Here is a 13,938-nt window from a genome sequence, read left to right as displayed (position 1 = left end):
ATGAAGATCGAATGACAAGCCAGAGTTAGGAGGTAAGTTTTGTCAAAACGTTTTGGGCGTTACATCCTACACGAAGAAATTGGTCGTGGTGGAATGGGAGCTGTGTACAAAGCCGTCGACACAACTTTAAAGCAGGAAGTCGCTCTTAAAATTGTTTTACAGCAACAGAACATGAAGCGATTTTTACAAGAGTGTTCTGTTATGTCAAACCTACAACATCCCAACATTGTCAATTTTTTAGGCTTTGGAGAAAGTCCGTATCCATACTTCACTATGGAGTACATCTCTGGCGTTTCTCTTGCTGATTTGATACGCGAGGAGAAACTCTCGTCTTTACAAGTCATCGATATTTTGATACCGATTTGCGAAGCTCTAAACTACATGCATCGTCATGGTATTCTACACCGTGATATAAAACCCAGTAATATTATGATCGCGAAAAACGGTGTCGCAAAGCTGATGGATTTTGGCCTTGCCAAGACCCATAACGAAGAAAGTTTATCTAAAACAGGAGACATTATTGGAACGCTTTCCTATATGTCTCCAGAGCAAATCAGCGGGAGTGCTACACAACAGAGCGATATTTACTCTATCGGAGCGACAATGTATGAAGCCCTCACTTCCAAAAAGTTATTTGACGGCGAAACACACGCAAGTATTTTATTTCAAGTGTGGCACGACGACCCTACTTTACTCCGACAAATAGACAAACGTATATCACCCTATGTGGAAGCGGTGTGTTTGAAATGTTTGGAAAAGAATCCGCAAAAGCGCTATCAGAATTTTTCACAACTTATTACCGATCTCAAAAATCTAAAACGCAATCGACCGGTCTCCGCAAAAAAATACAACTCCGCACGACATTTTTTCCACGTGATGGCGCGGTACAAAGTTCTGAGTACTGTGGTATTCGTTTCTTTTGTTTTATTGTCTGTCCTGAGTGGATACCTTTTTTATTTCTTGCAGCAAGCGCACGACGCCAATACCAAAGTACAGCAAGAAAAACGCGCCATCGCCTTTACATTGGCGAACGTTGCCTTGAGGGAAGCCGAAGAGGCAAGACAAAGCTCTCGTTGGAACCATGCAGGTAGTTTGGCAGGAACTGCGCTACAGTTTGTACAGAATTATCATGATGATAGTGCGACGTCTATACGCCGACAGGCAAAGCAACATATAAAGCAAGCTCTGTTTCACAATAAATTATTGTGGAAATATCCTGGGGTATACGCTAGAAATAAACGCATAAAATTACTTTTGTATTCCCAGGATGATGAATATTTATACGTGGTAGAGAAGGACGCTATTACATTGTGGGATGTCGCGTCGGCAAAATTAAAAATGAAATTTTCGATAGATGGAGAGATTTCCGATGCAAGTCGCGCGGGAAAGAATATCGTCGTTGTTATTCGCGACCACGTGCAAAAGGGTACCTATCTTTTTGACACCACGACACATCAATTACGACAAATCCTGAAAAGTTATCCTGGACGTTTTATTGCCAACCACAAATCGTTAGTTGCATGTTATCAAGATAAGTTGCATGTGGTAGATTTAGCAACTAGCCATTCTCATACCATTAAAATTCCTGGCTTGATGCGTTCGTTGTGCATTGACCAAAGTAATTCATGGATGGCCGGTATTTTAAAAAATACAATCTATGTGTGGGATGTGCAAAAACGTAAATTGTTGCACCAGTTTCATTGTGGGAAACTTGAGCGCCATATTGGGTTTGTCACAAATGGCAATTTAATTTTTATTGATAATGGTAAGATGAGTACATTCCATGTAGCTTCGAAAAAGATAAATCAGTTCCGTTATATAGGAACAACTACTTCTTTGACGGTTTCACCTACCGCGAAAAAATTTGCTTTTGTGAATGAGGAATTTCTTTTTGTTTTTGAGTGGAAAAACATGCAGTTGGTTTTGAACAAAAAAATACCAACACCCAACTATTCTATATCTTTAAAATGTTGTTTTACAAATAAGGAAGATGTTTTCACTTGTGCAGAGTACTCGGTCGCGCGATACGATCTTAAAAGTGGAAAAAAACTCAACGATATTTCTGATGTTAACAATAGTGTCGGAACCATTTCTTGGAGTCCCGATTCACAAAAAATACTTACGTTAAATTATGATAGAATGTTACGTATATGGAATGCGCAAAATGGAGAATTGCTTTACGAAATAGATAGTAGCAACGCTTTTTATGGAAAATTTCTCGATGAGCAAAATTTTGTCGTATATTGCATGGAGTACTCTGGTACCACACGCAAGAAAAATAAATATTTATTGTTTTATAGACTATCCAGCAATACACCTTTACGTAAAGTAAATATAGGCGATGCAGCTGTTGATGTTACAAGTAAGTACATTGCTCGTTACTCTGATAATCACATCACTGTAAGTACTCTAAGCGGGCGCTTCGTACGAGAAATTTCGTTTAAACACCCTCTGAAATATATACGTTTCCATCCCTTCAATGATAGCTTAGTTTTGGCAACAGAAAAAAGCGTTTATTTGTGGAAGAAAAAACTGTTGTTTTTATTTCATACCGATCAGCCGATCGTCAATATTGACTATGATGCCAGCGGGAATTACGCTCTATTACAAGAAGAGAACAACAATACTTTACATATTGTTGATTTACGTACCGCGCAAAGAGTAAAAAGACTGGCATCTAACTTTAAAGAAATTCGCGGAGCCTTATTCACAAAGGATGTAAAAAAGATATTATGCCTATCGCACAACGAGAGTTTTGTTATGCATAGTGCAAACGGAGGAATAACAAATATTGAAAAGAAAACAACGGCCATCGCGATGAATCCACAGAAAAATTTTATCGCCAAAGGTTTTACAAATGGAGCTTTGTCAGTAGAAGTGAACATGTTATGTACAAAGCCCTTTACATCTAAGAATATATCAGCTAAAGAGCACACTTCTAAACTTTCCGTAATCAATACACGGTTTAGTCGCGACGGAGCCTTGACAGTAACGAGCTATGACGATCACAGAGTCATCATACATGATACGACATCTTTTAAACCTGTGGAGATCCATTTTAAGGAAGATCAAACTTCTGTAGATTTCAATGTGGATAACACTCTATTGATGTCGATGGGGGGATCAGCTTTCCACACATACAACGTAACCACAAAAGAAAGCGCCAAATTGATAGCAGATAAGCCGGGCTTTTTTATCAAGGCGATTTTTCATCCACAAAAACAGCAACAAGTTTTTAGCACTTCCTTGTCTAAGAATATCTACGAGATACGTTTGTGGGATTTACAAACGAAGCGTTATCAAATCATTGGCAAACATCGTAAGTTTATTGTCGATTTTGTCGTTTCTGAAGATGCGACAAAGTTATTTGCACTTGAGTTGTTTGGAAATATAACGGTGTGGGACATATCAAAACGACAACGAATTGCGGAATTGTCTCTAATAAATCGCAATGACAATAGACAGAATTTTCTATTTCTGAAGAAAAATTTTCTCGTAGCGGTGGGTTTTAAAACGGTATTTTTATGGAATTTAAGCTCTCTTAAGACTCGAAGACAGTGGAATATTCCTTATACCAAGAGCGCTTGCTTGTCATACGATGGTCAGTATTTACTCACGGCGACAAAGACAAATGTACAGGTGAGAAAGGTTGCCTCGGGAGAACTTTACAAAGAGTTTCCTGTTGTGGCCACATGTATTTCATCTCACGAATTTCAACATAAATATCTGTTGGGAAAAGCCAATGGAGATACGGTGGTGTTAGATCTCGATGTGGTCCCTGACGATATTCACCTATCATCTTATTACAAAGATCTTTTTTTTGTAGAACAAGACGAAATGAAAAAATCTGCGTTTGATTTCCGTAGCGACTTTCCGGGTATTTTTATCGAAAAAATCCTTGATCGCGAGCCTCAGAAACTTACCGAAGTGTTATTTGGCGTTTACGTGGATGATAGCTTGCAGAGTAAAGAGGGAAGATTTGAGAGGTTATGGTATTGATGAGGTGTCACAGTCATTCCTGCAAAAGCACATGGCTGTCAAGCTAAGATGTAAAGTAATACAAATAAAAGAATTACATTTTTTTCTCTGAAACTAAAAAACTACCTTACAAAGCCGTGTTCTCTGGAACTACAAAACAAAATGGTTTTGCAATTTTGACCGTAAGTAGTAACTGTACAACACTTTATACGACCAAATTGTACAATCCCAACAGCAAGTTGAAGTAGTTTCATTTTAATAAAACAACAGCGAGCTGTCGGGCACGGTCATCCCTGACTTGATCAGGGATCCAGGCGCATACAATTTAACTTTGTGTTGTGGACTCCTGGTCAAGCCAGGAGTGACACGGCTTTGTAAGTCTTTATTGAGAAGGCTTTTACTCTTAGTTTGACACTGTGGTAGACATATTTTATTTAAAATCCCAGAGACAGAAAATTTATTTCTGCTCTAAAAGATCGGAAAAGTATTTTTTTACATGCTCCGCATGCTCTTTGGGAATCTTCTCTTCGGAAATGCCGCTTTCCACTTCTTGCATCGCTTCCTTGACATACTCTTCGTATTTTACACGAGCTTCACCTTTAGGGGCTTCACCGCGGAATTTGAATTCTGCGACTTTTTTACCTTTGAAATTGTTGCCTTTGACAACTTCTTTCTTCCAGTTGTTTTTCCCATTGTTTTTTCCTTTGGGAGGAACTCCGCCGCCTTTGCCTTTTCCACCGCTACCGTTTCCTTGGCCTTGTCCTTGGCCTTGGCCATTGCCCATTCCTTGACCTTGTCCCTGGCCTTGTCCGTTTCCACCTTGTCCGAGAATGGGCAGTTTTCCACCGCCTTGGCCTTGGCCTTGACCTTGTCCTTGGCCTTGTCCCTGGCCATTGCCTTGGCCAAATTTTTGTTCGATACCTTTTTTATCTTTGTCGGATAGGGCTTTGCGCTCCGATTTTAGAGAAGCGTACATTTTTTTGAGTGCCTTGAGTTGTTCGAGATATTTTTTCATATCTTTGAGCTTTTCTTGCATATCTTTGATGTTTTTCATTTGCTCTTCGATATTCTTGTTTTTGGCTGTTTCTTTTTCTAAGTAATCGGGCTTCATTTGTTCGGCAAGTTCTTTCAGTATTTTTTGCAACTCTTTGGACAATTCGTTGTCTTTGTTGAGAGCTTTTCGCAACTTATCTAGCTCTTTTTTGAGTTCGGCCATCTCTTTCTTTTCTTCGGCGGTGGGAGCTTTTTTCTTTCTGCGGCGCAAACGTTTTTTTGCAAACATTTTTTCAATTTTCTTGCGCAGTTTCTCTAGCTCTTCTGCCGCTTTTTCAAACTTACCTTGTTGCATATTTTCCAATAGCGCTTTGGTGTCATTTAAATCTTCTGATTTTGCGTCGTTGTTGGTCATTTTTTCAGAGTTAACGAGTTTTTCTTGGGTTTTTTTGTGTAGATCTTCCAATTTCTCTAAAAGTTGGGTCATTTTGAGTTGATTCTTTTTTATGCTTTTTTTGGGATTTTTCTGCATATCTTTGGCCAACTTCTCTAATTTTTTTATCACCATGGTGATGTTTTTGTTTTTTAGAGAGAGTTTGGGAAGATCTTTTTTCATCTTCGCTATTTTCTTTAACAACTTGCGTGCGACTTTTTTCTGACGTTTTTCGACTTCTTTGGTTTTTGTGTATTGCTTTCCCCATCCAAGTACATCTTTTTGCGGGAACATGTTATGTATGATTGCGGTAATAATTACTGTAACGAGGGCTACACCTAAAACCTTTGCTATTTTAGGTGTAACAATGGGGAATAGTCCACGAACATCTGTTTTTTCGACATGAGAAACCGCGTCTTCGTGAATGGGTTTTGCCAAAGAATTTTTTTGAGGAATGACCAATGCGCTAGAAACGCGTTCTTTTAACCCAGCTCTTGTATCGATGGCAATGGCTACTTGCTGTGACGATAGATTGAGTCTAGCGAGCTTCCACAGAGGATATAAAATGGCTAGAGTAGCTGCCGCAATATAGAAACTATTGTGCTCCGCTATAGGAAAAAATAGACGCACTAATACGATGACACATGCACAAAAAATAGACACGACCAAGGCACTGTGTACAAGAGCTTTCAAAAAAACTTCCATAATAATACGATACTTAGCGCGACTAATGGCTTTTTGGATTACATTCATCACGACCCTTTCTGCATATAGTTTTGCGAATTTTACCCTCAAAGATTCACAAGTTTGTACTCGTTAGACAATTCTCTACGCAAAAAGTTCCTTTATTTGGAACTTTTTTGGCGGTTTCTAGCTATTTTGTTGCGAAGTATTGTAGATAAAACACTTTTATATAATCAGTACGCGATCTAAATCGTTGAGTACAGCGGTCATATTTTGGTAACGCTCATTGGGGTCTTTGGCGATCATTTTATCAATAATTTTTTCTATTTCTGGGCTAACTTCGGGAACAACTTGGGTGACAGGTATAGGAATTTGCTCATTGATGTTTTTGAGAATCTCTTTTGCGTCGTTACCGGTAATCGGATACTCTCCGGTTAAAAGTCTGTAAAAAGATACTCCCAAGGCATATATGTCTGCTCGTTGGTTTGCTTCCTGAGGATTATGAATCAGTTCTGGAGACATATAGTAAGGTGTTCCCATGGTCGAAGCTTTTTTTTGTAATTTGGACAGTTGACGTGCCAATCCCAAGTCCATGATTTTTACGATTCCATCATGACGAATAATGAAGTTCGATGGTTTGATATCGCGGTGTACAATGTCAAATGAGTGAATATGCTCTAGTCCCTGACCTGCTTGGGTGATAATATCTAGTGCATCTTCTTGTGAAAGTTTTTGTTCTTCTAGAAGACGATCCCCCAAGTTGACACCTTCGACAAGTTCCATGGAATAGTAGTAGAAACCTTGGTCATTGCCTACTTCAAAAATGTGAACGAGGTTTGGATGATTTAGAGCGGCAGATAAACGAGCTTCTCGGTAAAATTGGTTGAGATGCTTTTTTTTGCGCGCAAATTGGTCAAAGAGAATTTTAAGTGCTATGGTACGTTCCAACTCTAACTGCACCGCACGGTAGACAATTCCCATTCCCCCTGAAGCTATTTCAGAGATGAGTTGATATCCACCAAGTACACGGTTGATGAGCCCCTTACGACTGGGGTCATCGCTGGAGACCGCCTGTTGAATATAACGGCGAATTTCTCTTGCTTCTTTAATTTCATTGATACGCGCTTGTTGTACCAATCCATGAGAGACAACCAACTGGTCTATAGGGATAAATGTTTTTTGTTCTAAGGCACGCTGTTGAATATTCAAGCAATTTTTTAGTTTTTCTCGCGGGACGACTTTCATTTTTACGATGTAGTCGACCATTGCCTGATTTTCAATTTTTTTGATATTTACTTTGCGTCTTTTTTGTAAGTTGATAATTTGATCTTTGGACAAAAGTTTGTGGTTAAAAAGCACTTGTTCTATGCTTTCCTGACCTTCGGTTTTGTCCATGATCTCTACGCTTTGTTGCAGTTGCTCTTCGGTTAGCCACTTTTTTTCTACAGCTAACCGGCCTATATTTGTATGCATCATACAACCCTCATGCTCAACATCGTTAAATCATCGTGTTGGGGGCCTGTATTTTGATGGCGCAAAACCCCACAAACAATATACTTGGTAAAGGCATCCGAACGTAAATCTGCTCCGCGAGCAATTGTTTCAAATAGTCGAGGTTCTCCGTATTCCTCTTGGTCAGGACACATCGTTTCCACTAAACCGTCGGTGAATAGGATAAAACGATCTCCAGGATCCAGTTGGATCGTTTCTTCTTGTAGCGTTCTCTCAAAAGCGTTGCCCGATAAAATTCCCAAGGGCATACCACCTTTTTTGGTTTCAATGCATTTTTTTTCATTCTGTCGCCATATCACGGCGGGGTTGTGTCCCGCGCAAGAGCAACAAAGTTCTCTTTTCTCTATATCCAGTATGCCGTAGTAAACGGTACAAAAGAAGCCTGGTAAGATATCGCGCGCCACCATAGGATTGACCTTTTTCAAAAGTTCACGAGGACTTTCGCAGTGAGGTGCCCAAGTGTGTACAGCGGAACGAACCATAACCATTACCATCGCTCCGGTGATTCCGTGACCTGATACGTCGGCAATTAAAAAACCGACTTTATTTTCGTTGATTTGAATGACGTCGAAGTAATCACCACCGATCATATCGTAGGCTTTGTAGTACGAGAAGATTTCCAAACCGTCGATTTGAGGAAACGATTTGGGCATTAGATTGCGTTGAATTTCCCGGGCTTTTTTAAGTTCTGCTTTCATTTCATCAGGTAGATGATCTGTTGGAATTGGGTCCGTTGGGATAGGATCATCAACGACAATTGGAGGGCAGTGCTCATCGATGAAAGGCAACAGTTTTTCTACGGCCAAATCGGTTTTGGCGTGGAAATCCATCTTGCGGTGCATCTGTACTTCGAAAGAACCTTGGGCACTTGCCATATCTGTACACATAATGGTTGGTATACAAATACGCATTGAGTCTAGGTTGCGCAACACTTCGATACCCGACATTTCCGGAAGCTTGGCGTCCATGACGACGAGATCGGGTTTTTCTTTTGCTTTGGTGATTTTTTCCAACAGCGCCTTTCCGTCGTTGACAATGTCTATTTCAAAACGCAGTTGTTTGAAAAAGTTTTGGTATGTTTTTATTGGTTCTTCTTCCATTTCCGCAATTAAGACGTTGCCGCGTTTTTTGTCGATGACAATATCGTTGCGGTCTAGTTGTTGCAGAAGCCCGAATATTTTGTTCATCTTATCCTGAGAACCTTGGTCACCTTCTTGTAAACCAAATTTTTTGGCAATTTCCTCGGCGAGTTGTACAATGTCGCCGTTTTCGGTGACTAACTTGTCTATTGCTGTGGACAAATCTTTACCGCTGGTAACTTCTTCGGCAATCATTGATGCTTTTCGTTCGCCAGAAAAGTTCTTTATAATTTTGTCGAGGTCTTTTTCCGATTTTACGACACCACCGAAGAGTAACTTTTGTACTTCGGGGTCCATGGTTTGGACGGATTCTTTCAAACTGGTTTTGGTTTTACCTATGTCTCCCCCACCCAGGTTTTCGATACTCATTTCAAAGAAGTCGCGAATTTCTTCGTCTTCGTTGCCAAATTCTTTTTCGGCAAGTTGTGGTAGGATTTTTTGGATAACACTACCTATTTTTTGTAGCGCTTCAGGCCCTTTTAAGTCTTTGAACTCTTCTTTAAAAATACTGTCTAAAAATTTCTTGGCCTCGGTAAGTTCTTCCATTTCGATATTGGAGAGATATGTTTCTTCTTCGATTTCTATCTTTTGGAAAGGGGCTAAGAGTTGTGGATCAATACGGCCGTCGACAAGAACCTGATCGCGTTTGGTACTCATCAACGTAATTAAAGCTCCTAATTCTGCTGAAGATGCGCCGCGCGAGATGGTTACTTTACCAATTTCACGGTCAGCCATCTGTTGGAGAAATTGTTCGGCGATGATGTTTTTTTCGGTTATTTTATCTCCCTGGATAAGTAACTTTTCTCCACCTTCCGCTCCCCCTCTACCAAAATACAACGAAGTGACGCTCGCCAATATATTGCGTAGGTCTTCCTCTGCTTTTTGGGTACCCGCTATTACCACAGGGTGCTTTTCGTTGTACATTTGTCGGTCGCGAATCACTTTCGATAGCTTCATCAAAAACTCAAGAGATTTTTTTTGTAGTTCTCTTTTTGCTCGATCCATAGTATTACCCCTACAAGAAATAGTTATGTCTTTTCTTTTGCCCGTCTTATAATTATAAGATATTCATTATTCTTTGCAATGAGTTTCCTGTAAATCTTTACGACAATCGGAGCTAAATCTAATGACTAAATACGACTTCGCAGCAATAGTTTTTCTAGTACTTTCGCTCATTCTTTTCGTAGCAGGTACCTATCATCAAATTTACCAAAGAAAAATGCAGTTGCTGTGTCGTGGAAAATTAAACCACTTGGGAAGTGTGTACTTTATCTACCGTAAAAATACAAATAACGATCCTAAAGAATTGACATCGTGGCGACAAAAATTGCAAAAGTACTCCCCAAGTACGGATTTTGGAGTTTGCCCTTGCGAGAACACAACTGTTTTTAGCTACCAGTTAAATTTGTCGGGACTATTTGCCAATAAAGGTGAGGAACACATTTTATTTTTTGATAGTCACCCTACACAAAAATCGCATTGCAAAACGTTTACCGAGGATCTTGTCGCGTGGCGTCATTTGCAGGGGGCAAATTTTTTGCTGTCAAATGGTGCTGTCGTACATTACAAAAAAAACAATTTTCCACAAAAGCATTGAAGTACTTCATCGCGTTATTTGAAAATATCTCTGTTTGTTCTGTGGTTTTATTTGGCTCCGTTACGATCAAATCTGCGAGAGTGAGAAAATTTCGTTGTGTAAGAATTGTTTGTGCGCTAGAATGTAAGTCTTTTCTAGACGGAGCTTTGGGGAATTCATAGGTGCGTGTTTTGTTAGAACATTGTCGTTGAATCGGAAAGTATTTACTATGACTTTAAATCAAAAGTCACAACAAATAGAAAAAAACAAGGTCCTTATTGTCGAGGACGAATTTGCCGTAGCTAATTTTTGCGCTATGGCCTTAAATGAAGCGGGAATAAATGCGCGTATTGTCCAAGATCTTTCGCAGGTAGAACGTGATTTACAAACGTTTTCTCCGCATTTAATTCTTCTTGATTTGTACATTCCTGATTTTGACACAATGGAATTTATTCGTCACTTGCGCAGGCAAGAAAACTACGTTACGATACCTATTATACTTATATCTGCGCACGATAACCCTGACAATCGCTTATGTGCTTATGATGCTGGTGCGGATGATTTCATTGAGAAACCGGTACATCCTGATTATTTGATTTCCATTGTCAACTCACGTATCAAGCGTCTACGACATATTAAAAGTGTCATTGAACTACAGCAAATAGAGCGTGGGACGCTTCCTACGCAAAAACTGGGCGCGCCAGAGAAGTTAAAGCATCACACTGGTTCTCGTCCGCAAAGCACATCTATTGCTGACGATATACTCTGCAAACTTTTACTTGATTTTGATATTGTCTCGGCAGAGGAGATGCAGGATCTTCTTCGCAGACAGAGTGAGATGGAAAATGACGAATATTTTGTACGTTTATACGATTTAATTCTTTATCTAAAAGTGGTTGACGAACATACGCTATGCAATATTTCTTTGTTAAAAGATATTGGTGGAACATCTCTTATTGAAGGATATCAAGCCGATGAAATGATCGCCGAAGGCGGGATGGGTGTAGTGTACTCTGGCTATGAAACCAGTACACAAAAACGCGTAGCAATAAAAGTTTTTTATGATAGAGATAACACGCATTTGATAGACCTACAACGCTTCATTCGCGAATGTGATTTAGCTCAGTCTCTAGATCACGAAGGTATTACCAAAGCATATAAATTTGGCGAAATAAACAATATTTACTATATCGTAATGGAATTTATTGATGGCGTCGCACTTTCTGAAAAAATAAAAGAACAAGGCTATTTGGTCGAGTCAGAGGCTCTGCAAATATTTGGCAAAGCTTTGCAAGCAATGAGCTTTGCCTGGGAAAAAGACATTATTCATCGCGACTTAAAGCCAGACAACATTATGCTCACTGTTGATGGAGATGTGAAAATTTGCGATTTGGGTCTTGCCAAAGCAATCAACAGTAATGCACAACTAACGCAAGACAATGTGATTTTGGGGACACCTTCTTATATGTCACCGGAACAGTGCATGGGAGCGACTCTAGATTATCGTTCCGATCTATACTCTCTTGGGGTAACATTGTATGTTATGCTGACAGGTAAAGAGCCATTCCACGGAAATTTTCTGGAGGTAGCGCAAGGGCATATGACTGAGGTGCCTCCACAGCCCAAAGTTAAACTATCAGAACCTATTCATAAATTTATGTATCAGTTGTTGTATAAAAAACCTGCATGGCGATGTGTGAGTATTAAAGGACTCCTTCGTGATTTTGACGACGTTCAGCGAGGACGATTACCTTATACTTATCGCTTGCGCGCAACGAAAAAAACATTGCGTAAGCAGTTGTATGTTCTCGCTACATTGGTTGTGCTCGTGTTCGTGGTTTTGGGTAGTTTTTGGAGTTATGAAAAATTTTATCATCTACGCCAACGCAATGTAATACTCGCTCATTTTTCGAATAAACAGTTTGCAAAAACTATTTATTTGAGCTATGGCTATCTTCTAAATAATCCTAACAATATACAAATACAAAAGATAAGAGCACAAAGTTGGTTAAAACTAAGAAAATACCAACAGGCGGTCAAATATTTCGCGGAGGTGGTTGTTCAATCACCTAATGAAGACGAAATTTTAGGAGATTATGCTTACGCGCTTTATTATCTAAAGCGATTTGATGAGGCACAACGTCAAATAGAAAAAGTATTATTAACGCAAAAGAGCGCAGATCATTACTACCTATTGGCGCGTATAAATTGGCAAAAACAGCGCAGTGGTTTATCGAAAAAATATTTAAAAAAAGCAATTGCGCTTACGCCCGAATATTGGCAAGCATATTATTTACTCGGTATTGTAGATGATGTAAAGTGGTTTAATACACTATACGAATATTTGCCACAAGATTGTCCTGTGGAGTTAAGACAGTGGATTTATTACGTGAATGGTGTGCTTCTCTACCGCCAACACCAATATGATAAGTCGAAAAAACAATTTCTTTTTGCACAAGCATTTGGGGAAACCAAAGAGATCAATCAATATTTGGCGGCGATCTTTTGCCATAAAAATAATCATGACAAAACAGTCCAATTACTTGGTACTGAGCGCTTATCCTTTGCCAAAACCTTGGAGAATATTCATACGATGATCGATATTCCCGCTCTTTACTTTGCGTTACGCGAAGATCTTTTGGCGCACTATTTGGCCACAGCATTTTTGCACACCAACTCTCCCCAAAAAGCGCTGTTTTACATAAAAAAAGCTCTAAAGCAAAACCCTAAAGAAGTGAAGTACTTGAAAACGAGTTCTGACATATATCACAAGTTAAAAAAATATCAAAAGTCTATTGCACAGCTACATCTCATTTTAAAATATGCCCCAGATCAAAAATATCAGGTAAAATTACATAAGGCGAAAAACTTGATTGCTTTGCATAAATGGCAAGAATCATTGATACTTTTGAACGAACTTGTTAAAGTAAAGTATAATTTGCGACAAGTGATGCCTTTGCAAATTGAAGCACTTATATATAGAAAAAATACGAAGTTGCTATGCTGCAGATAGAAAAATTTGTAATTTCATACCCTAACCATATAGATATTTTTTTGCTACGTGGTAGAATATATGAAGAAAAACAACAGTTAGACTTAGCCGTAAAAGATTATCAAAAAGTAGTTCAAAAAATAGATAACATTGAGGCATACTATCGCTTGGCTAACATTTACTACAATACAAAAAAGTATCTGCGTGTAGTGGATATCATAAATAAAATTTTTGCCACCAGATTAAAAATACATCCGGGAGCAAAGTCCAATTTTTTATTTTTTCGGGGTGTTGCACGGTTTTTTTTAGATCGATTTCAGGATAGTTTAAACGACTTTTCTCAAATCAAAGAAAAAAGAAAATATCTGAAAAGTAAAGATGCGAGTTATTTATACTACTACCAAGGTATTATTTTACTTCAGCAAAAAAAGTATAGCGAAGCAAAAAAATCATTTCTTATTGCCGCAAAAGGCTTGAAAAGTTCTTCTCAACAAAAAAGCATTCAACGTTATTTGCAGCAGATAGAAAAAATCAACAAGTAGGTCAGATGGATTTTTTCCAGAAAGGAGATACGGGGTTAATGTAAATGATGAAGCCTGAATGGAAATGTTCTTGATAAAAGCGCATTTGC

Annotated in this window: 7 protein-coding genes; 4 read left to right on the top strand and 3 right to left on the bottom strand. The window is 39.0% G+C overall.

All coding sequences use genetic code 11. From position 1 onward, the window contains the following. The first annotated feature begins 39 nt into the window (after window positions 1-39). The gene (locus UABAM_RS31305) at window positions 40-3,999 is read left to right on the top strand and encodes a WD40 repeat domain-containing serine/threonine protein kinase (protein WP_151971944.1); all 3,960 of its coding nucleotides are present in this window, start codon (window positions 40-42) and stop codon (window positions 3,997-3,999) included. Window positions 4,000-4,435: 436 nt separating this feature from the next. Here UABAM_RS31305 and UABAM_RS31300 read toward each other — a convergent pair whose 3' ends face one another. From UABAM_RS31300 to UABAM_RS31290, 3 genes are all read right to left on the bottom strand, one after another. Further along, entirely contained in the window at window positions 4,436-6,160 is a 1,725-nt protein-coding gene (locus tag UABAM_RS31300; RefSeq protein WP_151971942.1) for a hypothetical protein, read from the bottom strand. Window positions 6,161-6,313: 153 nt separating this feature from the next. Beyond that, window positions 6,314-7,564, bottom strand: a complete 1,251-nt coding sequence (locus tag UABAM_RS31295) for a serine/threonine protein kinase (protein WP_151971940.1) — start codon at window positions 7,562-7,564, stop codon at window positions 6,314-6,316. Then, window positions 7,561-9,744, bottom strand: coding sequence for a fused response regulator/phosphatase (locus UABAM_RS31290; RefSeq protein ID WP_151971938.1), 2,184 nt, complete (start codon window positions 9,742-9,744; stop codon window positions 7,561-7,563). The genes UABAM_RS31295 and UABAM_RS31290 overlap by 4 nt, the downstream gene beginning before the upstream one ends. A gap of 121 nt (window positions 9,745-9,865) precedes the next feature. On the opposite strand from UABAM_RS31290, the gene UABAM_RS31285 reads away from it, so the two are divergent. The 3 genes from UABAM_RS31285 (at window position 9,866) to UABAM_RS31275 (ending at window position 13,849) form a co-directional block, all read left to right on the top strand. Beyond that, window positions 9,866-10,336 carry a hypothetical protein gene (locus tag UABAM_RS31285; RefSeq protein WP_151971936.1) on the top strand — a complete coding sequence of 157 codons (471 nt, stop codon included), beginning with the start codon at window positions 9,866-9,868 and terminating at the stop codon, window positions 10,334-10,336. A gap of 208 nt (window positions 10,337-10,544) precedes the next feature. Beyond that, the gene (locus tag UABAM_RS31280; RefSeq protein WP_151971934.1) at window positions 10,545-13,328 is read left to right on the top strand and encodes a protein kinase domain-containing protein; all 2,784 of its coding nucleotides are present in this window, start codon (window positions 10,545-10,547) and stop codon (window positions 13,326-13,328) included. After that, a complete protein-coding gene (locus tag UABAM_RS31275) occupies window positions 13,316-13,849 on the top strand; it encodes a tetratricopeptide repeat protein (protein WP_151971932.1) in 534 nt (177 codons plus the stop codon). Before UABAM_RS31280 ends, UABAM_RS31275 begins: the two co-directional genes overlap by 13 nt. The last annotated feature ends 89 nt before the right edge of the window (window positions 13,850-13,938 follow it).

This window comes from Candidatus Uabimicrobium amorphum (genome assembly GCF_009002475.1).
Taxonomy (GTDB): Bacteria; Planctomycetota; Uabimicrobiia; order Uabimicrobiales; family Uabimicrobiaceae; genus Uabimicrobium; species Uabimicrobium amorphum.
This window is presented reverse-complemented; position numbering and strand designations above follow the sequence as displayed.